The organism is Vibrio gigantis (assembly GCF_024347515.1).
GTDB lineage: Bacteria > Pseudomonadota > Gammaproteobacteria > Enterobacterales > Vibrionaceae > Vibrio > Vibrio gigantis.
In genome coordinates this window covers 687293-708626 of sequence record NZ_AP025492.1, presented here as the reverse complement: position 1 = coordinate 708626, position 21334 = coordinate 687293, and the positions used below count along the sequence as shown (strand labels likewise).

Genomic DNA, 21334 nt, shown 5'->3' with positions numbered 1-21334 from the left:
GAAAGTAGAAACTTTCGGCTTTTGATTATTTATATCGCTACAGTCGTAATATTGAACTCGTCGTTTAAACCACTGTTTCGATATTCAGACTATCAATTACAACTGATTTCATCCCAGAACCAATTCGACTGAACAGGACTCTCCCAAACACCCGGACCATTTTTAGCCACGAAGCACTTGCCGTTATGTGTCACTTTGTCACCGTTACTTACTTGGCTAACGCCCACTTCCCATGTGATAAACACCGATGGATCAACAACGACAGGTGGCTCAGTTACTGGCGGCTCGGTAACAGGTGGTTCAACTGGTGTAGGGTCTACCGGAGCAGGATCGACAGGGGCAGGATCAGTCACTACTGGTGGTGTTGGCTCACCCGCCACTAATTTCCAAGGGCCGCCATTGGCAGGGTCATCCCCTTGTGTCCACCATTTCGCTTCGTAGGTTGCGCCGTTATGGGTCACTTGGTCGCCCGCATTGTAAACCTTAGTCGCGTTCCAACCGTTGCCACCAGGATCGGTTCCTGGGTCTACTGGATCAAGCTTATCGACTACTTTCACTTCCGGCCAACTCGCATGAGAGCCATAGAAGTTGGTCACACACTTCTCGTAATCACCCGCCACCAGCGCTGAATAAGCCGTTTGGAAACCAACTAACTCACACTCAAATGAGTAGCCTTCTGGGCGATCTGAGTAGTACTTCCAGTTACCATCCCAGTTGGTGTATAGCACATCAGTCGCACCATTGAGGTTCAAGCTTCCGTAAGGCGTTTGCTGCCAACAGGTATTCGCTTCATCCGCTTCTACAGGAATTTCATAGTGCGCTGCTAGCCCTTCCCAGTAACGGATGCGGTTAACTGGCTGACCTTTGTCTTTATTCTGTTCACCACACTCAATACCACCGTTGATCACGTTGATGGTGGTACCAAAGCCATAACCAATCCCTGCATCCAGTTCACGTTGAGAGGGCGTCCATGTACGGTCAATCACATGCAGCATTGCCGGCTTAGGCGCTTGTGGTGTTAAGAAGAACCAGATAGCAGAAGCTAAGTTCAACCAAGAGTCAGCAACTAAACCCGGATTATTCAATAGCACCGTCGCATCACCATCAAACATCACTTCAGAGAACGCACCGTAGTTAAAGTGGTAAGAAAGCTGCTTAGCACCACGACCGAAATAGCCCTGCCCTGCGGCGCATGGCCAGCGTGCATTCTGCCAATCGTTCTGGCCACAGCCTGTTGTGTAACCTTCTTGCCCTTCAGACCATCCCATTTCACGAACATGCACCAGCGCTTGCTGCCATTCTTCGAGAGCTAATGGATTATCAGAAGTATTGTCTATCGCGATGTGACCGCCCGTCTCTTGTGAGAAATGAGCAAAGGCCGTGATAATGGACTTCTTACAGATGGCGTCGGAGTCACGGCCATCGGTGTACTCTCCACAGAAAGCTGGGAATTTACCAATCGCACGTAAGAAACGAGTGTATGTGTATTCTGGCGCAGCCATCTGAGTGAGGAAATCCCATTCAGATTGAGGGAATACACGCTCGACTCGTTTCACGTTTTCAGGATTCGAAGCTAAGCCCGGCTCAATCGCTTCAACAATACTGTTGGGACGAGTTTGTAATGCTTGTGACCAGATCGCATACATAGGATCGGAGGTTTTCGCTTGTTCAGCGGCTTGTAATGCCGACTTTTCAACAAGGTAGCCATTCGGGTTTTGCGGATCAGGTTGAATGTTCAAAGATGCATGACTTTGTGCTGCCAAGGTGCAGCCCAGTACTGTCGCCAAATATTTGATTTTTAACATGATGGATTCTCTTATTTGTCCTTAATAAGTCCATCAAAGAGTATGTGGCACGAGGGAAATAGCCTAGCTGTTGCGGTATGAATTTATAAAAAGTGCGAGTGATAGTTTTATGTATAGTTAAGCGTAACAACACGTCTCATGGTTTCTTGAGCTGATATCTAGTTTCCAACCGATTTGGTTTCTAGGTATTGTTCATTTACTTTCTAGGTGTTGCTCATAAGCCTTTAATGCAATGAATCGAAAAGAAAAAAGCCCCGAACAGAGTTCGAGGCTTTTAAGATTTTAATCAACCTTGGTTAAATCTCTAAGAGATTATTCCCACTCGATAGTTGCTGGTGGCTTACCAGAAATATCGTAAACAACACGTGAAATGCCGTTAACTTCGTTGATAATACGGTTAGATACTTTACCTAGGAAGTCGTATGGTAGGTGTGCCCAGTGAGCAGTCATGAAGTCGATAGTTTCTACAGCACGTAGAGATACAACCCAATCGTACTTACGGCCATCGCCCATTACGCCAACTGAACGTACAGGTAGGAATACCGTGAATGCTTGAGATACTTTGTGGTAAAGGTCAGCAGCGTGAAGCTCTTCAATGAAGATAGCATCAGCACGACGCAGCAAATCACAGTACTCTTTCTTAACTTCGCCAAGTACACGAACACCTAGACCTGGACCCGGGAATGGGTGGCGGTAAAGCATGTTGTATGGAAGACCAAGCTCTAGACCAATCTTACGTACTTCATCTTTAAACAGCTCACGTAGAGGCTCAACAAGGCCCATTTCCATATCATCAGGAAGGCCACCAACGTTGTGGTGAGATTTGATTACGTGTGCTTTACCTGTCTTAGATGCAGCAGACTCGATTACGTCTGGGTAGATAGTACCCTGAGCAAGCCATTTAGCATTCTTCAGTTTCTTAGACTCTTCATCGAAGATATCTACAAATACGTGACCGATGATCTTACGTTTAGCTTCTGGTTCAGCTTCACCTTCAAGAGCGTCAAGGAAGCGTTGCTCAGCATCTACTTTGATGATGTTTAGGCCAAACTTATTGCCAAACATCTCCATAACCTGCTCAGCTTCGTTCAAACGAAGAAGGCCGTTATCAACAAATACACATGTCAGTTTGTCGCCGATAGCGCGGTGAGCAAGCATCGCTACTACAGATGAATCAACACCACCAGAAAGACCAAGGATAACTTCGTCGTCACCGACTTGTTCTTTAATACGTGCAACTGCATCTTCAATGATTGAAGCTGAAGTCCACAGACCTTCACAACCACATGCGTTAAGAACGAAGTTCTCTAGCATTTTTAGGCCATTCTTAGTGTGTGTTACTTCTGGGTGGAATTGTACGCCGTAGTACTTCTTCTCTTCGTTTGCCATTGCAGCGTATGGGCAAGTGTCTGTTTCAGCGATCTTTGTGAAATCAGCAGGGATTTCAACTACTTTGTCACCGTGGCTCATCCAAACATCTTGAGTAGACTCAAGGTCAGCGAAAAGTGCTGATTCGCCAGTCACTTGTACCGCAGCGTAGCCGAACTCGCGCTCAGTAGACGTTGCTACTTTACCGCCAAGTTGCTCAGCCATAGTTTGCATGCCGTAGCAGATACCGAATACAGGAACACCTGAATCAAATACGTACTGAGGTGCACGTGGAGAGTTCTCTTCCGTTACACTTTCAGGGCCACCAGATAGGATAATACCGTCTGGATTGAATTCACGAATATCCGCTTCTTCTACGTCCCAGCTCCAAAGTTCACAGTAAACACCGATCTCACGAATACGACGAGCTACTAGCTGTGTGTATTGAGAACCGAAGTCCAGAATTAGAATACGTTGGTCATGAATATTTTTAGTCATTGTAAGCAGTCTTATTGGCTATGTGATAAAACGGAGGCGAGTTTACTCACCTCTGATTAACTCTTCAAGAAATAAAGCAAACGTTTTCGTTAGATACCTTTAACCTCGTGTTTTGAGAAAATCAAACTTTCAGCAAAACAGGCGGTAGATATAATACCAATCACAGTAAGTAAGTGTTCAGGAATAGCGCAGGAAAAAAGCTTGAGAACAAGGCAGGATTTTCTGATAAGTAGTTATTCTACAATCAAAAATCCTAACGAAGTTATCGAGGTTTTTAACAAGCTAGGATCACCAGTTATTTACTACGATTGGTATAATAATGTGCCGACTAAATCAGCACATTATTCAAACGTTTGGACGTATTATTAACCTAAACGGTAGTTAGGTGCTTCTTTCGTGATTTGAACATCGTGTACGTGAGATTCTTTCATGCCCGCACCAGAGATACGAACAAACTCAGCTTTAGTACGCATATCTTCAACAGTTGCAGAACCCGTTAGGCCCATGCTTGAGCGCAGACCGCCCATCTGTTGGTGAACGATCTCTTTTAGACGACCTTTGTATGCGATACGACCTTCAATACCTTCTGGAACAAGCTTGTCTGCAGCGTTGTCAGATTGGAAGTAACGGTCAGAAGAACCTTGAGACATAGCGCCAAGAGAACCCATACCACGGTAAGACTTGTAAGAACGACCGTTGTAAAGGATAACTTCACCCGGTGCTTCTTCAGTACCAGCGAACATTGAACCAACCATCACACAAGATGCGCCAGCAACGATAGCTTTACAGATATCGCCAGAGAAGCGGATGCCGCCATCTGCGATTACTGGAATACCGTATTCGTTTGCAACTTCAGCTGCGTCTGCGATTGCTGTTACTTGAGGAACACCAACACCAGTAACGATACGAGTCGTACAGATTGAACCAGGGCCGATACCCACTTTAACTGCACTAACACCTGCTTCGATAAGAGCACGAGCGCCAGCGCCAGTTGCTACGTTACCACCGATGATTTGTAGATCAGGGTATGCAGCGCGAGTTTCGCGGATACGGTTAAGTACGCCTTCAGAGTGACCGTGTGAAGAGTCGATAAGTAGAACGTCTACGCCAGCTTCAACTAGAGCAGCAACGCGCTCTTCGTTACCAGCACCAGCACCAACAGCTGCACCTACACGTAGGCTGCCGCGCTCATCTTTACAAGCGTTTGGTTTACGCTCTGCTTTGTGGAAATCTTTTGCAGTGATCATTCCAGTCAGTTGGAAGTCGTCATTTACAACAAGAACTTTTTCAACACGCGCTTCATGCATTTTCTCTTGAACTTCTTCACGAGTTGCACCTTCTTTAACAGAAGCAAGGCGAGCTTTAGGCGTCATTACTACATCAACTTTCTTAGAAAGGTCAGTAACAAAGCGAACGTCACGGCCAGTAATAATACCAACAAGTTCGTTTGTTTCAGTAACAACAGGGAAACCGGCAAAGCCGTGTTTTTGGGTAAGGGCTACAACATCAGCGATTGTCGCGTCAGGGCTTACAGTTACTGGGTGAGAAACCACACCAGCTTCGTAAATTTTAACCTGGCGAACCATTTCAGCTTGCTGCTCGATTGACATATTCTTATGAATAAAGCCAATACCACCTTCTTGCGCAAGGGCAATTGCTAGGCGTGCTTCCGTAACAGTATCCATCGATGCAGAGATCATTGGGATGTTTAAAGAAATGTTTTTCGTTAACTGAGTGCGAAGATCAGCTGTGTTCGGAAGAACGGTTGAGTGTGCTGGGACGAGTAAAACGTCATCAAAAGTTAAAGCTTCTTTTGCGATTCGTAGCATTTGCAATATCTCACAACAAAGGTGTTAAAAGGAGTAAACCCAACTTTATCGTTTCGCATAATAAAGTGATTTGGATTTGATATTGCAGACGGATTATACGCACGGCGAAATCGCTTGGCTACTCATTTTTGTATTTTTAATTTGCATTTACCCCCTTGCTATGTATTATATTGCCGCTATCTTCCATACTCACGCCCTGTGAGATTCCAAGAAAGACCTTCCTTCAAGGAAAGATAGTGCTTCTATGACTAATCCAAACATCTTTACTGTTTCTCGCCTCAACTCAGAGGTTCGTCTCCTATTAGAAAACGAAATGGGAATAGTCTGGCTCGTTGGTGAAATCTCAAACTTCTCAGCCCCTGTCTCTGGTCACTGGTACCTCACGCTTAAAGACTCTCGCGCTCAAGTTAAGTGCGCCATGTTTCGTGGCAATAACCGCCGTGTGACCTTTAAGCCTCAGAACGGCAATCAAGTATTAGTCAAAGCTCGCCTGTCTCTCTATGAGCCGCGCGGTGACTACCAACTTATCATCGAAAGCATGCAACCAGAAGGTAACGGTAAACTTCAGCAAGAGTTTGAAAAGCTGAAGATGAACCTCGCCGCAGAAGGGCTGTTCGCTCAATCGAGTAAGCAACTTCTTCCTGAGCATCCAAAACGCGTTGGTGTTATCACCTCTAAAACCGGTGCAGCGCTGTTTGATATTCTTGATGTCCTGAAAAGACGCGATCCTTCACTGCCAGTGGTAGTTTACCCAACCATGGTTCAGGGCGAAGAGGCCGCTATTCAGATTGCTCAAGCGATTGGACGTGCCAATGAACGCAATGAGTGTGATGTGTTGATCGTGGGTCGTGGCGGTGGTTCGTTAGAAGACCTATGGTGCTTCAATAACGAGATCGTAGCCCGCACAATCGCTGCAAGCCAAATCCCGATTATCAGCGCCGTTGGCCACGAAGTTGATGTCACTATCGCCGATTTCGTCGCAGATATGCGCGCTCCAACGCCATCAGCAGCCGCTGAATTGGTTAGCCGTGATAACAGCCATAAAGAACAAGCTTTCGCATCTAAACGTGCTCGCTTAGTGAGTGCGATTCGTCATGTGCTAATCAAACAAGCGCAATCAACTCAAACGTTGAAATACCGCTTAGAGAAACAACACCCGAGCTACCAACTGCAAAAGCAAAGTCAGCAGCTTGATGACCTAGACATGCGTTTGCGTCGCGGTATGACTCAATACCTAAAGCAGCATGCACAGCGTGTTGAGCGCAAACAGCACCAGCTTCAATTAAACTCGCCAGTGAAACGACTTGGTGAACAGAAACTGCATCTGCAACGTTCAGAGCAAAAGCTGTTGGATGCAATGGACAAGACATTACTAACGACTCGCCACCAGCTAGCCATGGCTGCAGAGAAGTTAGAAACCGTCAGCCCGCTGGCGACTCTAAAGCGCGGCTACAGCATTACTCATTCAGCATCGAGCAAGACGGTATCATCGATTAACGATGTCGAAGTCGGCGAAGTGATCACCACTCAAGTTGAAGACGGTGTGATTGAGTCGCAAGTAACAACAAGAGTTACTAAGAGCGAGCTTTAAGTTCGACTAGAGTGTTAAAAGTCATTTAAAACCAGAAAGCCCTATCGATCATCGACAGGGCTTTTTAGTATCTAACAGAGTACTAAGTAAAAGAGTTATTCCGCAGATTGGAGCTCGAATTTTACTCTCGATTTAGATTTAAGCTCGTTACAGTCAGCATTACAAAAATAGCTGGCAGCACCACAAGCTTGAAGCTTCTCTAACTGGCTGTTGCATTCTGGGCAGAACCCAACCTTGGTAAAGTGAGCCTGACAACTTTCACAGTGATACTTGCCATCCCAAGCTAGCTCTGACTGGCACTTAGGGCAGATATTTTCACTCATTAGCATTTCCTAATTCACTACTATTTTTACAATCTACTACTGTTGAGACTTAGCTTGCTTGATTTGGTACATGTTCTTATCAGCTCGTGCGATCAACTGGTCTAACCCTTGAGGATCTTTCTCACAAGAAAGCCCAACACTCACAGAGAACTGCACATCATTGATATAAAGCGCTTGTTGTAGTGTTTTCTCTAAACCGTGGTAGAAGCTAACAACGCTTTCTTGATCGTCAAAACAAGAGAACACCACAAACTCATCACCACCATAACGACCTATCTTGGCACATGCTGAGGTTGCCTCATCAAGGACTTTTGCAACCGCTAACAGCACATCATCACCAAAGCTGTGCCCATAAGTGTCATTGATTGATTTAAATTTATCGACATCAACAAACAAGCACGCCATCACCTTTTGTGCAAAACAACGCTTGGTTAACACTTGCTCGGCTTCTCTCAATAAGGCTCGGCGATTCAAACAGTGTGTCAGAGAGTCGCGATTGGCAAAGAAGTTGAGTTGATTCTCTAACTCATACTTCTCTAGCGCAACTGAATACAGAGAAGCCAATAACTCTAAGATCTCAAGCTCAAACTCATGGGGCTCGGAAACATATTGGCTGTAAATCGCAAAGGTACCTAGCACATGACCATGTGAAGAGATGATTGGCACCGACCAACACGCATGAAGATTGGCTTGATTAGTTAAAGCTAAGAAAGGTGCCCAATTGGGGTGTGTATTGATATCTGAGACCATCACCGCTTTTTTAAGCGCCGCCGCCTCGCCACAAGAACCAATCCCAGCACCAATGCCGACTCCTTCAATCTGCTGATTATAAAAATCAGGTAGATTCGGGGCATATTCAAGATGCAGAGTATTTGACTCGGAGTTGAGCAGTAAGATTGAAGCCATACGCTGACCAAAAAGCTGCTCAGTAAGCTGAATGATCTTATGGTTTAAGTCCTTGCGATCCATCCCAAGGGCAAGCTTCCGAAGCAAACTATTGACTGCTCGGTGGCCTTCTAATAAAAATTGTTGTTCCATTCACTAAAGCTTTCAATTGTATAATTGGGTACAGCTTGTTCTTATGCAAGCTTGTTATTGGTTAATAATAACACACTAAGTTAGTACCACACACAACCGAAGATCATAGGTTGATCTTTCGCTTTATCTATTTTGATCAGCGATCTACCCCAAAAAGAATATTTATATCACCACACACCGAAAGCATAAGTTACATGTGCTGCATTTCAATTTTAAATAGTCATTTATATTAAAAGCGACATAATAAAACAAAATAAACAGCACAAGTCATTTCGATCTGTAACCTAAATCATCGAATTACATGCGTCAGCATTTCAATATGTTGGTCATCTAACTGGGATAATTTAACCGATAATGCATTAAGCTCTGAGGTGTTCTCGATGTGAGTACCACCACACGGAATCGACACCAACGTCTCAGCATCCAGTTGCCATTCCCAGTAACGAGAGTCAGTTAGTGCCTCACCTTCCAGTCTCATCGCGACTGGCGTCGACTCTGCTAGCCAGCCTGAAATCATCTGGTTGATGTCAGCTTCGATACCTTCAAGGTTTGCAAGCATATCTGCAACGTTCAAGCCGCGCTTCTTCAGAGTTTTCCCCAAACGATACTTATCAGTACACAACTCAGGAGTCACAAAGCTCGTCACTTGTGCGTAGCTATTAAAGTCATAACTGCCAAGAGGATCTTTTCTGTCGGCATCTTTTCGCCAGTAGGTCTCAGCCAATACTTTATTCAACGCTAAAAAAGCAATGTGGCCAGCACTGTGACCTCGGCTAAGGCTTGATTGATACTCTTTATCAACCGACAACTCAGCTTCATCGCCAATATTAATCATAGAAGCCGATGCCGGTAGCTGGTGGACAACCACAAACACCCACCCTTCCGTATCACGCTTAACAGGGATATCTGCTGCGATATGAAGCTTGCCAGTAGATTGTTCTACTGCACCAACAAGGCAATCTTCTACTGGATATTGCGTGTCACCAACACTCACAAAGCCTTGGTCTGCCGGGTGATCGGGCCAAATATGACTCACAGGGTGAAAAGGCGTGACATCGGTGATCAGGTAGGTTTTGCTGCTGTCGCTTTCTACATATAACGCTTTCGCCGTGAGTTGCCACGCTTGATGGCAGAATTGAGTAATGGTTGGTGTAATGGCTTTAGCTTGTGTAATCAAATCGCTAGTGGTCATATCGTTCTTCTTTTGGAATCTAGTCTGATTCGTTAAGCCACAGCGAAACAAAAATGTGCCGTTGTGGATTAACGTAAATTTTGCTTAAAAAAATACCCGAGACAGGCTCGGGTATCAAATCTATTGGAAAGGGCTATTTACGGCCTTTAACCATGCTCATCATACGCTTACGTTTGCGCTCTTGAGAGATAGTCAGCTTGTTAGTCTTAGCTTCAAATGGGTTCTCGCTGTTCTGGAATTGAATGCGAATTGGTGTACCCATAATCTCTAGTGAACGACGGTAGTAGTTCATCAAGAATCGTTTGTATGAATCTGGCAAGTTACGTACTTGGTTACCGTGGATAACGATAATCGGTGGGTTGTAGCCACCAGCGTGCGCGTATTTCAGTTTCACACGACGGCCACGAACCATAGGCGGTTGGTGATCATCAGTTGCCATCTTCATGATACGAGTAAGAACAGAAGTACCAACACGAGTCGTCGCTGACTTGTAAGCTTCTTGAACAGACTCAAACAAGTGACCAACACCTGTACCGTGAAGTGCAGAGATAAAGTGAATACGTGCAAAATCAACGAAACCTAAACGGCGGTCTAGTTCTTTCTTAACACGCTCTTTAACGTCGTTATCTAGACCATCCCACTTATTTACTGCAATCACGATTGAACGACCCGCGTTCAATGCAAAGCCTAACAAGCTTAGGTCTTGATCAGAGATGTTTTCGCGAGCATCAATAAGCAGCAATACAACGTTCGCATCTTCAATCGCTTTCAGTGTTTTAACTACTGAGAACTTCTCTACTGTTTCGTTGATGTTCTTACGACGACGTACACCCGCAGTATCGATTAGAACGTATTCACGCTCATCACGCTGCATTGGGATGTAGATAGAGTCACGAGTCGTACCAGGCATATCGTAAACAACCACACGCTCTTCACCAAGAATACGGTTAGTTAGTGTTGATTTACCTACGTTAGGACGACCAATGATCGCTAGCTTGATTGGTTGATCTTGAAGACGCTTGAATTCTTCTTCAGCTTCTTCTTCTGTAAATTCAACCTGCTCTTCTTCTTCGTCTTCAAACTCAGTTAAATCGCTTACTTCGCCATTTTCCGCTTTTAGCGCTTCTGCGAACGGGTTCAAAGCAAGATCAATCAGCGCTGTTACACCACGACCGTGCGCAGCTGCGATTTGATACATGTCTTCTACGCCTAGTTGCCAGAAGTCAGCACTTGCAGCATCAGGGTCGATACCATCAACCTTGTTTACAACTAGCATTGAAGGCTTTTCTAGCTGGCGAAGGTGCTTAGCAATAGCAACGTCTGAAGGTGTTAGACCAGCACGGCCATCTACCATAAATAGAACAACATCAGCTTCATCAATCGCCGCTAGCGACTGTTCAGCCATTTTAGTTTCAACACCTTCTTCAGTACCGTCGATACCGCCAGTGTCAATAACAATAAAGTCATGCTCGCTAAAATGAGCATGGCCGTATTTACGGTCACGCGTTAAGCCAGGGAAATCCGCAACCAATGCATCACGAGTTCGAGTCAATCGGTTAAATAACGTAGATTTACCTACGTTCGGACGCCCTACTAGAGCAACAACAGGTACCATAACAACCTCTACAATTTCTTCTCTAAATGTAGTTATAGGTAAGCACTTGTTCGCAAGTTTAAACTCTTACCTATAACCACACGGTTTATTAATTTTTAACAACAAAACGGCTCCTGGCTGTTACCAACCAGGAGCCGACTGTGAATTATATCACGCTTTTATTGGCTAATCGTCAGTTTCTTTACGTCGCCATTGCGAGTCGTCACTAAGTAGCCTTCTGGCAGTTCAATTGGTGCAACCGCAAAGCCGCTATCGTCGACAAGCTGCTGAGCAACAAACTCACCCGATGAGCGATCTAACCAGTGCAGATAACCTTCGGTGTCACCCACGACTACATAACCATTAATAATAGCAGGTGCTGTTAGTAAGCGGTTTTCTAACAATGGAGTACTCCAAAGTTCAGTACCACTACGAGCATCAACTGCAACTACATGGTCTTTGTCAGTAACAACGAACAAACGGCTGCCATCACTTGCTAAATCAATCGCAGACGAGTAGTTACGTTTCCAAACTGGCTTACCAGAACGAAGATCGATAGCAATCAGCTGACCATTGATACCTACGGTATACAGGGTTCCACCAAGAACAATTGGAGATGCATCAACATCAACCAAACGATCAATTTCCGTTGCGCCTTTTGGCGTACCTACTGGCTGTTGCCAAATAAGCTGACCACGGTCAACGATAGCTGCGGCTAAACGACCATTCGCCGTACCCCAGAATACACCACCAGAAACAGCAACAGGCGAGCTATCACCACGAAGTGTTAGGCTTGGTACTTCAGTACTGATGGTCCACTTCTGTTCGCCACTTTCTTGATCCAACGCGATCAACATACCGCGACTGGTATGAACAATAACCATATTGCTTTCAGTTGCTGGGGATGCAAGCACCTCACCATTCACTGATACACGCCACAGCTCTTCACCGGTTGATTCATCCATCGCGATCACTTCGCCATTTTCAGAACCAACAAATACTTTGCCGTAAGCCGCCGTTAATCCACCCGATAAACGAGCCAGTACGTCTTTCTCAAGATCGACTTTCCAAAGCTCTTTACCTGTATCAGGGTCAAGCGCTTTAACCATACCTTCACGGCTTGCAACAAATACTTTGTCGTAAGCCAATTCTGGCGTTAGCTTTGAAAAGTAATGACCAACACCATCACCAACTGACGTAGACCATTCCTGGCTAGGAGTGAACTCACTGTTTACTGTTGGTACTGGAGCCATGATTACGGTGTCTTCTTCACCTGCACAGCCAGCTAGTAGGCCAAGAGCAATCGCACATAACGCCGCTTTTGGAAACATCTTCTTCATTCAAAGCGCCTTATTTAGCTAGGTCGTCAAGTTTGATTTGAAGCGTTTGGCTAGCATCAACAGCTTGCTGTGCTTCTGTGTAAGCACTGTATGCTGCGTCAGTGTCACCTTTACGAAGTGAAATATCACCACGCAGCTCAGCAACACGGCCTTTCCAAGATTCATCTGTCATAGCAGCAAGATCAGTCAGTGCCGCGTCAAATTCACCTTGCTCAGCTTTGATGCGCGCAACACGGTAAGTAAGTAGTGGCGCAAGTGCCGCATCCTTAGTTGCCGATTTTGCCCACTCTAGCTGTTCAAGTGCAGCTGCTAGCTCGCCCGCTTGTACTTGTACTTTTGCTAATTGCATAGCAGCAAGTACTGAGTACTCAGCGTCTTTGTTTGCGTCGATGAAAGCTTGAATATCAGATTGAGCATCAACGCCCTTAATATCAAGAGCTGAAATTACAGAGGTGTAGCTTTCTGAAGCGGCTTCACGCGCTTCAACGACTGAATCTTGGTAATAGCGCCAGCCAAATAGACCACCTAAACCAATAACCGCACCAAAGATTACGGCTTTACCGTTCTCTTTCCACCAATCTTTAATGGCTTCAACCTGTTGCTCTTCGCTATCGTAAAGTTCCACTTCCTGTCCTCTTTAAATTCTTTAAATTCTTTAAATTCTTTAAATTCTTTAAATTCTTTAAACGCCAGCATAGTGCTGACGTTAGTATTCATTATGAGCGTTTGCTCAATGGCTAATTAGATTAGCGCAGCAACTTTCTCTGCAACTTCCGTTTGAGACACGGTTTCTTGCACACCGCCAACCAAATCTTTTAGCACTACTGTATTGTCAGCAACTTCGTTCTCACCAAGTACAAGCGCTACAACAGCACCTACTTTGTCAGCACGTTTAAATTGCTTCTTGAAGTTACCACCACCGAAGTGGTTCATTACACGCACGCCTTTAACGGTGTCGCGTAATTGATTCGCTAACTGCATGCCCGCGATCATTGTGCCTTCGCCAGCAGCAACTACATAAACATCAACGCTACGGCGAACTTCTGTAAGCTCTAGCGTTTCCATCATCAGAACCAGACGCTCTAGACCCATTGCGAAACCAACCGCATTGGTTGCTTTGCCGCCTAGTTGCTCAACAAGACCATCGTAACGGCCACCGCCACATACTGTACCTTGTGCACCAAGGCTGTCAGTGATCCACTCAAATACAGTGCGGTTGTAGTAATCTAGGCCGCGTACTAGACGCTCATTAACTTGGTATTCGATACCAACTGCGTCAAGAAGTTCACACAAACCAGCAAAATGTTGCTTCGATTCTTCACCTAGATATTCAGATAGTCGAGGTGCGTCACCTAAGATAGCTTGAACGTCTGGGTTCTTAGTATCGAGTACACGAAGCGGGTTAGTATGCATGCGACGTTTGCAGTCTTCATCTAGCACATCGATGTGTTGCTCAAGGAAAGCCACTAACGCAGTGCGGTAGCTTACACGATCTTCTTGAGAACCGATTGAGTTCAGCTCTAGGCGAACGTGCTTATCGATTCCTAGCTCACGCCATAGACGTGCTGTCATCATAATAAGTTCTGCGTCGACATCTGGACCATCTAGGCCAAACACTTCCACACCACATTGGTGGAATTGACGGTAACGACCTTTTTGAGGACGCTCGTGACGGAACATTGGCCCCATGTACCATAGGCGCTGTTCATCACGGTTGATAAGGCTGTTTTGAATGCATGAACGTACACAACCCGCTGTGCCTTCTGGACGCAGCGTTAGGCTGTCGCCATTACGGTCATCAAAGGTGTACATTTCTTTAGAAACAACGTCAGTTTCTTCACCTACCGCACGGCTAAATAGGTTCGTTTCTTCAACGATAGGCATACGTACTTCGTTGTAACCGTATGCGCTCACCACATTTTTAACTGCGCTTTCTACTTTCTGCCACAGTGGTGATTGAGTTGGAAGACAGTCGTTCATGCCTCGAATTGCTTGGATATTTTTAGCCACAGTATTTATTCCGTAATTTCTCACAACCAGATGTTAGTGCGAATAGACAATCACACCCCATCGCGTTGTATTAATCTTCTAAATTTTCTACATCAATGCGATTTGCTTTATCAAGCACCGATGCTTTTGCTCGGATCTTCGCTTCAAGCTTGTCGACAAGGTCATCGTTGTCGAAACGCTCTTTCTGACGCTTACCGTCTTCGTAGAAGGCACTCTTACGTGCACTACCCGCTAGACCTAAGTGAGACACTTCAGCTTCACCTGGGCCGTTAACCACACAACCTATGATTGATACATCCATTGGGGTAATAACGTCTTCTAGGCGCTCTTCAAGGGCATTAACGGTGTTAATAACATCGAACTCTTGACGTGAACAGCTTGGACACGCAATGAAGTTGATGCCACGCGAGCGAATGCGCAAAGATTTAAGAATATCAAAGCCAACTTTGATCTCTTCAACTGGATCAGCGGCTAGCGAGATACGCAGCGTGTCGCCGATACCTTCAGAAAGAAGCATACCTAGACCAACAGAAGACTTAACAGCACCAGCGCGAGCACCACCAGCTTCGGTAATACCAAGGTGAAGTGGCTGATCAATCTGCTTAGCCAGCAAACGGTAAGAACCGACTGCTAGGAATACATCAGAAGCCTTAACGCTGACTTTAAATTGATCAAAGTTCAGACGGTCTAAGATATCTACGTGACGCATTGCTGATTCAACAAGCGCTTCTGCTGTAGGTTCTGTGTATTTCTCTTGGATCTCTTTCTCAAGAGAACCGCCGTTAACACCAATACGAATCGGAATATTCATATCACGAGCACAATCAACAACTGAACGGATACGGCTTTCGTTACCGATGTTACCCGGGTTGATTCGCAAACAATCAACGCCGTACTCTGCGACTTTAAGTGCGATACGGTAGTCGAAATGAATATCAGCAACCAAAGGAACAGAAACCTGCTGCTTGATTAGCTTAAAGGCTTCAGCGGCATCCATAGTCGGTACAGATACGCGAACGATATCAGCACCCACTTTTTCCAAAGCTCTAATTTGAGCAACGGTCGCGGCTACATCTGTTGTTCTTGTGTTGGTCATGGATTGCACAGCAATTGGTGCACCATCACCGATCGGCACATCACCCACATAAATACGGGTTGATTTGCGACGAATAATAGGAGATTCGTGTTGCATATTAACTCTAAGGTAAGGTTATTCTAGCTACTTTGCCTGAAGTATACCCAGAAAGGTCGACAGGTTCACTTGCAAATGTCATTGATACGCCTTCTGGCGCACCTAGAATCACTTTATATGGCGCAGTTCCTGATAAATTTAACGACTGACCTGCTTTTTTGATGCCAGTCGACAAGGTTTTACCCGTTGCATCTTTTACTTGGATCCAGCAATCAGCAGAGAACTGCATCACTAGCTCGTTAGCCACCGCCTCAGGAGCAGTGCTTGCTTCAACAACTTCTGCCTTAGCAGTTGCTGCTGGTTCTGCCTCTGTTGCTTGTTGTTCAGGAGTTTCGTCAGCTGGAGTAACTGCATCAGAAGTATCTTCCGCATCGCTTATCGCAGCAAGGCTCTCTGTACCTTCAACAACTGAAGTTCCCGCTTCGTTTTGTTCAGCTTCAAGCACTTCTAAGGAGGTTAATTCAGGGGGCAGTGATTCTTCGACTGCATGCTCTTCTGAACTTTCAGTATTCGCTAGAGATTGAGATAAGGTGTCTTGTTGCTGGCTCTGCCACCACCACAACGAAGAGATCCCCGCAATTACAGCAAAGATACTCCAAGTTAGAAGCATAATACGGCTGTTGTGCTTCTCGGCTTTAGTCTTGCGAGAAAAGCTCAACATTTCTTGCTCTTGATGTTGAGCATCACCAGCATGATGCAGCGCGCTCAGTACCACTTTTTCGTCAAGGTTAACGTACTTTGCGTACGAGCGAATGTAGCCACGCATAAACGTCGCCACTTGATCTGACTCGAATTGGTTTTCTTCAATTTGTTGGATCAGCGTAACGCGAAGTTTTAAGCGATCAGAAATCTGCTTTTGCGTTAAACCAAGAGATTCTCGTTTATTCTTCAGCAGCGTCCCCGCTTCCAAAGCTGGAACAACGGTTTCTTGTGGTTGTGTATCTTGTTCTGTGTTCATAGAGAGTGAACTTCTAAAGTATTATCGCAGGTTGAGGAGAGCGTTTTTTATTGTCGTTTAAGCTCAATCTAACAACCCACGTTATGTGGGATTTTTCCTGCTATCTAAATCATCAACCCTTAAAGGCGAACATCATTCATTTGTTATGGATGACCTTCTCAGGAAGCTAGTTTATCAAGTAGCCAACCTAAATAGACATATTGATGATCAGTAGCAAGCGAGCACTTAAATTAATTTAAGATTAGTTAATCATAAGCTAATGCCATTACAAGGCAAAAACACTTTAAACAAAATTTACCGTCAGCTCATGGTTTTGTCCAAAATTTGACGAAAAATGTAAGAAAGCGTGGGCAAGAAGTCCAAAAAATCAAAAACTGTACCCCTAAAAAGCAACAAGCCAGAAGTAAGACTTCTGGCTTGTTTAGGTTCTAATCGCGTTTATACCGCTTTTACTTCAATCACACCACCGGCAATCAAGTTCGCTTCAGAGGCTGCTTTAAGCATTTTAGTACGCTTGGTTCTGTCAATAACATCACCGACTAACTGACCACACGCGGCATCAATATCATCACCACGAGTTTTACGAACCGTTACTGTGTAGTTGTATTCCATCAGCGTTTTTTGGAAGCGATCAATACGAGAGTTGCTTGGCTTCTTATAAGGCGAGCCCGGGTAAGGGTTAAATGGAATCAAGTTGATCTTACAAGGCGTTTCTTTCATTAGCTCTGCAAGTTCACGTGCGTGGTCCATATCATCATTCACATGATCCAATAACACGTACTCAACCGTTACTTTACCGCGGTTAGCATTTGAAGATGCAATGTAACGACGAACAGATGCTAGGAAGTCTTGAATATCCCAACGGTCGTTAATCGGCATGATTTGGCTACGTAGTGCATCGTTTGGCGCGTGTAGAGAAATAGCCAATGCTACATCAATGTTGTCTGTCATTTGATCAAGGCCAGATACAACACCTGAAGTCGACACGGTTACACGACGCTTAGACAGTGCGAAACCTAGATCATCAAGCATGATTTCTAATGATGGCATTAGGTTCTTCATGTTCAATAGAGGCTCGCCCATACCCATCATTACAACGTTAGTAATTGGACGACGACCTGTTTCTTTCTCTAGGCCGATTTCACGAGATGCACGCCAGATTTGGCCAACAATTTCTGAAACTTTTAGGTTACGGTTGAAGCCTTGTTGAGCTGTAGAGCAGAACTTACATTCAAGTGCACAACCAACCTGTGAAGAGACACACAGCGTCGCACGGTCGCCATCTGGGATGTATACCGTTTCAACGTCTTGGTCGCCAACGCTCATCGCCCATTTAATTGTGCCATCTGAAGAGTGTTGAGCTTCAGAAACAACAGGTGCAACAATCTCACAACGACGTTGAAGTTTTTCACGCAGCTTTTTGTTGATGTTGTTCATCTGTTCGAAGTCATCGACACCGAAGTGATAAATCCACTTCATCACTTGCTCTGCTCGAAACGCTTTCTCATTCAGTTCTTCTGTGAAAAATTTACGAAGACCTTTACGATCAAAATCGAGTAGATTGACTTTAGCTGTGGTCATGATGCCTCTCAATGACGGAACAATAATTAAGGGCGCGAATTGTACAGGCTTTACGCAACTTCAACAAGCACTGTAAAACCCTGTGTTTATTAAGACATTCAAACTTAAGCGATTAAAATTTGAACAATTGTATTTCTCGGCCTTATATTGCCCAATTTAAAGAAAAGATTCCCGATTACGCTCCTTCGTCGCTATCGGGAATGACGTGAATACCCCTGACATCTTTACACTACACCTCTTTTCCACAATCCATCAGAAACAAAAAGGCTTCACCGAAGTGAAGCCTTTAGAATCATTTGCTGTATCGCTTATTGAGCTGGGCGTGGGCAAATTTCAGATTCTGGGAAGAAGAACTCGATTTCACGAGCTGCAGACTCAGGACTGTCACTGCCGTGTACTGAGTTGTAACGCATGCTGATTGCGTAGTCAGCACGGATAGTGCCGCATGCCGCTTCTTCTGGGTTTGTTTTGCCCATTAGTTCACGGTAACGAGCGATTGCATTTTCGCCTTCAAGTACTTGAACCATGATAGGACCGGAAGTCATGAACTCTTTTAACGGACCAAAAAATTCTTTACCTTCATGTTCTGCGTAGAAGCCACTCGCTTGCTCTTCAGTAAGACGAACCATTTTAGCAGCAATAATTTCTAGGCCTGCTTTTTCGATACGGTGGTAGATTTCACCAACAAGGTTACGCTTAACTGCATCTGGCTTAACAATTGAGAACGTTCTTTCTAGAGCCATAGGGATTCCTTCACTTCATTTTTTTGTTATTAAATACTGAAATTACTGAGACCTTTCGATCTGAGCTTTAGGAATGAGCGGCACCGAAATACCGCTCACTCTTATTATTATTTTGCTTGGTCAACAAGAAGACGAGCTAGAGTACGGACGCCCATACCGGTTGCGCCTGCAGCCCATTTATCGCTTGCTGATTTACGGTAAGTGCCCGCGCAATCCATGTGAATCCAACCTTTTTTGTAGTCATCTACAAAGTAAGAAAGGAACGCAGCCGCTGTACTTGCACCCGGAGTGTAATCGCCCGTGCTGATGTTTGAAAGGTCAGCAAAGTTTGAAGGCAGCATGCCACGGTGGAAATCAGCAAGAGGGAGTGGCCATAGGCCTTCTTTCTCTTGGTTGGCCGCCGTCAGCGCTTGGTGAGACAACTCATCGTCGAAGCTTAGTAGTGCGTGGTAATCATTACCTAATGCATTTTTAGCTGCGCCTGTTAGCGTTGCACAGTCGATAATCAACTCAGGGTTTTGAGCACTTGCGTACATCAGACCATCAGCAAGCACCAAGCGCCCTTCCGCATCGGTGTTCATGATCTCAACTGTCTTACCATTTTTGTAAGTAATGATGTCGCCAAGCTTCAATGCGCGACCAGAGATCATGTTCTCTGCACAACATAGGATAAGCTTAATACGCTTGTTCAGGCCGCGTTCAATCGCTAGACCTAAGCCACCAGTAATCGTTGCTGCGCCGCCCATGTCAGCCTTCATCGCTGTCATGAATTGACCCGGTTTAATGCTGTAACCGCCTGAGTCAAAAGTAATACCTTTACCCACTAGGCAAGCAAACACGGGGGCGTTTTCGTCACCTGTTGGGTTGAAGTCCAGTTGCAGCATTGCTGATGTACGCTCAGAGCCACGGCCGACCGCGTAGATGCCTTCCCAACCTTCGGTTAGTAGATCTTTGTCTTTAACGATTTTCGCTTTAACTGTGCCAGCTGGCGCTACTGACTTGATGTATTCAGCTGCCATTGTCGCAAGTTGACGAGGCGCCACTTCTTCAGCGGTTTTATTGATAATGTCACGCGTCCAGTCAGTCGCACGAATACGAGCTTCAAGCTCCGTTTGATCAGCTTCTGAAAGTGCATCCCATTCCAATGCATTCTTTTTCTTTGGTCCACGGTAGCCTTGGTAGAAAGCCCAAACGCTTTCTAGATCCCAACCTTCACCACGAAGTGAAACGAATGCGATACCTTGTCCGTCAAGCGTACGACCAGCACGTTGAACCGCGCCTAGATCGTGGCCTTCACCAATGTGAATTGTCGCTCCCGCTTCTGAGAACGATAAAATAGCTCTTGCTCCCCACTGAGGCTGGGCAGCTTCTTGACTTAAAAATACTGACATCTGTGTAGACATGATTTCTCCTTGTCATGAACCACTTTGAATGTGTGATTCTGATTATTTTTTATTAGCGCACTGATGTTAGCATTATGTAGGAGGAAAATGTCATTTTGATAAAAAAACGGACCATAAGGTCCGCTTTTTTTGGTAAGAATTGTTAACTTGGCTGCGTTTTATATTGGACTAATACCAACCCGCGACCAAGTCATGAGACAAGAGAATTAATCCATCTCATCCATCCAGCATAAAATAATAGCCTCTAAGATTTTCTCATTCGAGTGGTTAGGCTCGTCATCGAACTCTTCAAGGTCTAATACCCATTGGTGTAGATCGGTAAAACGTACCGTTTTAGGATCAGTATCAGGGTACAAATCACATAGCTCAATTGCGATATCTCGCGAATCAATCCACTTCAAGCTCATAACACTTCCTTATATTTATTAGCGACGCTTGGTCACCTTTATGATCTATATTTTAGGCCAGTTTTGTTAAACCGTAATATCAGTCATGGCGAAACCACCATGACCATAGAGAAGTTCTTAGTGATCTTCAGACGCTAGGTTCAATGTGTACTTTGGAATCTCTACTACAAGATCTTCATTAGCCACTTTTGCTTGGCAACCAAGGCGAGATTCCATCTCTAAGCCCCATGCTTTATCTAGCATGTCATCTTCTAGATCATCACTCTCTTCTAAAGAATCAAAACCTTCACGAATCACAACGTGACATGTCGTACATGCACACGATTTTTCACATGCGTGTTCAATACCAATACCGGCCTTCAGTGCAACATCAAGAACCGTCTCACCAGTTTTTGCTTCTAAAACAGCGCCTTCTGGACATAGATCTTCGTGAGGTAAAACAATAATCTTTGGCATGTTTAT

Annotated in this window: 18 protein-coding genes; 1 reads left to right on the top strand and 17 read right to left on the bottom strand. The window is 45.0% G+C overall.

All coding sequences use genetic code 11. The features are described from left to right. Nucleotides 1–92 precede the first annotated feature (92 nt). The 3 genes from OCV56_RS03175 to guaB form a co-directional block, all read right to left on the bottom strand. Nucleotides 93–1805 carry a chitinase gene (locus OCV56_RS03175; protein WP_086715705.1) on the bottom strand — a complete coding sequence of 571 codons (1713 nt, stop codon included), beginning with the start codon at nucleotides 1803–1805 and terminating at the stop codon, nucleotides 93–95. 312 nt (nucleotides 1806–2117) lie between these two features. Continuing rightward, on the bottom strand, nucleotides 2118–3671 hold the full coding sequence (guaA, locus tag OCV56_RS03170; protein ID WP_019820323.1) for a glutamine-hydrolyzing GMP synthase: 1554 nt from the start codon (nucleotides 3669–3671) through the stop codon (nucleotides 2118–2120). Between the two features lie 365 nt (nucleotides 3672–4036). Beyond that, nucleotides 4037–5500 carry an IMP dehydrogenase gene (gene guaB / locus OCV56_RS03165; protein ID WP_017062496.1) on the bottom strand — a complete coding sequence of 488 codons (1464 nt, stop codon included), beginning with the start codon at nucleotides 5498–5500 and terminating at the stop codon, nucleotides 4037–4039. Nucleotides 5501–5744: 244 nt separating this feature from the next. Between guaB and xseA the strand changes: the two genes are divergently transcribed. Next, the gene (gene xseA / locus OCV56_RS03160; protein WP_086715710.1) at nucleotides 5745–7091 is read left to right on the top strand and encodes an exodeoxyribonuclease VII large subunit; all 1347 of its coding nucleotides are present in this window, start codon (nucleotides 5745–5747) and stop codon (nucleotides 7089–7091) included. Nucleotides 7092–7186: 95 nt separating this feature from the next. On the opposite strand, the gene OCV56_RS03155 is transcribed toward xseA, so the two are convergent. The 14 genes from OCV56_RS03155 to fdx form a co-directional block, all read right to left on the bottom strand. Then, nucleotides 7187–7414 (bottom strand): zinc ribbon domain-containing protein, encoded by a 228-nt coding sequence (locus OCV56_RS03155; protein WP_086715712.1) that lies wholly within the window; start codon nucleotides 7412–7414, stop codon nucleotides 7187–7189. Between the two features lie 36 nt (nucleotides 7415–7450). Then, the gene (locus tag OCV56_RS03150; RefSeq protein ID WP_086715714.1) at nucleotides 7451–8452 is read right to left on the bottom strand and encodes a sensor domain-containing diguanylate cyclase; all 1002 of its coding nucleotides are present in this window, start codon (nucleotides 8450–8452) and stop codon (nucleotides 7451–7453) included. Nucleotides 8453–8741: 289 nt separating this feature from the next. Further along, a complete protein-coding gene (locus OCV56_RS03145; protein WP_086715716.1) occupies nucleotides 8742–9644 on the bottom strand; it encodes a metal-dependent hydrolase in 903 nt (300 codons plus the stop codon). A 133-nt stretch (nucleotides 9645–9777) separates the two neighbouring features. After that, nucleotides 9778–11259, bottom strand: coding sequence for a ribosome biogenesis GTPase Der (der, locus tag OCV56_RS03140; protein WP_017629857.1), 1482 nt, complete (start codon nucleotides 11257–11259; stop codon nucleotides 9778–9780). A gap of 158 nt (nucleotides 11260–11417) precedes the next feature. Next, complete coding sequence (gene bamB, locus OCV56_RS03135) at nucleotides 11418–12578, bottom strand: outer membrane protein assembly factor BamB (protein WP_086715717.1); 1161 nt, start codon at nucleotides 12576–12578, stop codon at nucleotides 11418–11420. A 10-nt stretch (nucleotides 12579–12588) separates the two neighbouring features. Next, complete coding sequence (locus tag OCV56_RS03130) at nucleotides 12589–13203, bottom strand: YfgM family protein (RefSeq protein ID WP_086715719.1); 615 nt, start codon at nucleotides 13201–13203, stop codon at nucleotides 12589–12591. 116 nt (nucleotides 13204–13319) lie between these two features. Continuing rightward, nucleotides 13320–14588 carry a histidine--tRNA ligase gene (hisS, locus tag OCV56_RS03125; protein WP_086715720.1) on the bottom strand — a complete coding sequence of 423 codons (1269 nt, stop codon included), beginning with the start codon at nucleotides 14586–14588 and terminating at the stop codon, nucleotides 13320–13322. Nucleotides 14589–14658: 70 nt separating this feature from the next. Then, nucleotides 14659–15780, bottom strand: coding sequence for a flavodoxin-dependent (E)-4-hydroxy-3-methylbut-2-enyl-diphosphate synthase (ispG, locus tag OCV56_RS03120; RefSeq protein WP_017629859.1), 1122 nt, complete (start codon nucleotides 15778–15780; stop codon nucleotides 14659–14661). Nucleotides 15781–15787: 7 nt separating this feature from the next. Next, the gene (gene rodZ, locus OCV56_RS03115; RefSeq protein ID WP_086715723.1) at nucleotides 15788–16738 is read right to left on the bottom strand and encodes a cytoskeleton protein RodZ; all 951 of its coding nucleotides are present in this window, start codon (nucleotides 16736–16738) and stop codon (nucleotides 15788–15790) included. A 438-nt stretch (nucleotides 16739–17176) separates the two neighbouring features. Further along, on the bottom strand, nucleotides 17177–18319 hold the full coding sequence (locus tag OCV56_RS03110) for a bifunctional tRNA (adenosine(37)-C2)-methyltransferase TrmG/ribosomal RNA large subunit methyltransferase RlmN (RefSeq protein ID WP_017062516.1): 1143 nt from the start codon (nucleotides 18317–18319) through the stop codon (nucleotides 17177–17179). A 308-nt stretch (nucleotides 18320–18627) separates the two neighbouring features. Continuing rightward, nucleotides 18628–19062 (bottom strand): nucleoside-diphosphate kinase, encoded by a 435-nt coding sequence (ndk, locus tag OCV56_RS03105; RefSeq protein WP_008222758.1) that lies wholly within the window; start codon nucleotides 19060–19062, stop codon nucleotides 18628–18630. A 107-nt stretch (nucleotides 19063–19169) separates the two neighbouring features. Beyond that, entirely contained in the window at nucleotides 19170–20465 is a 1296-nt protein-coding gene (gene pepB, locus OCV56_RS03100) for an aminopeptidase PepB (RefSeq protein WP_061039920.1), read from the bottom strand. Between the two features lie 206 nt (nucleotides 20466–20671). Then, nucleotides 20672–20872, bottom strand: a complete 201-nt coding sequence (gene iscX, locus OCV56_RS03095; protein ID WP_004740335.1) for a Fe-S cluster assembly protein IscX — start codon at nucleotides 20870–20872, stop codon at nucleotides 20672–20674. Between the two features lie 117 nt (nucleotides 20873–20989). Beyond that, the gene (gene fdx / locus OCV56_RS03090; protein ID WP_017629863.1) at nucleotides 20990–21328 is read right to left on the bottom strand and encodes an ISC system 2Fe-2S type ferredoxin; all 339 of its coding nucleotides are present in this window, start codon (nucleotides 21326–21328) and stop codon (nucleotides 20990–20992) included. Between the last annotated feature and the right edge of the window lie 6 nt (nucleotides 21329–21334).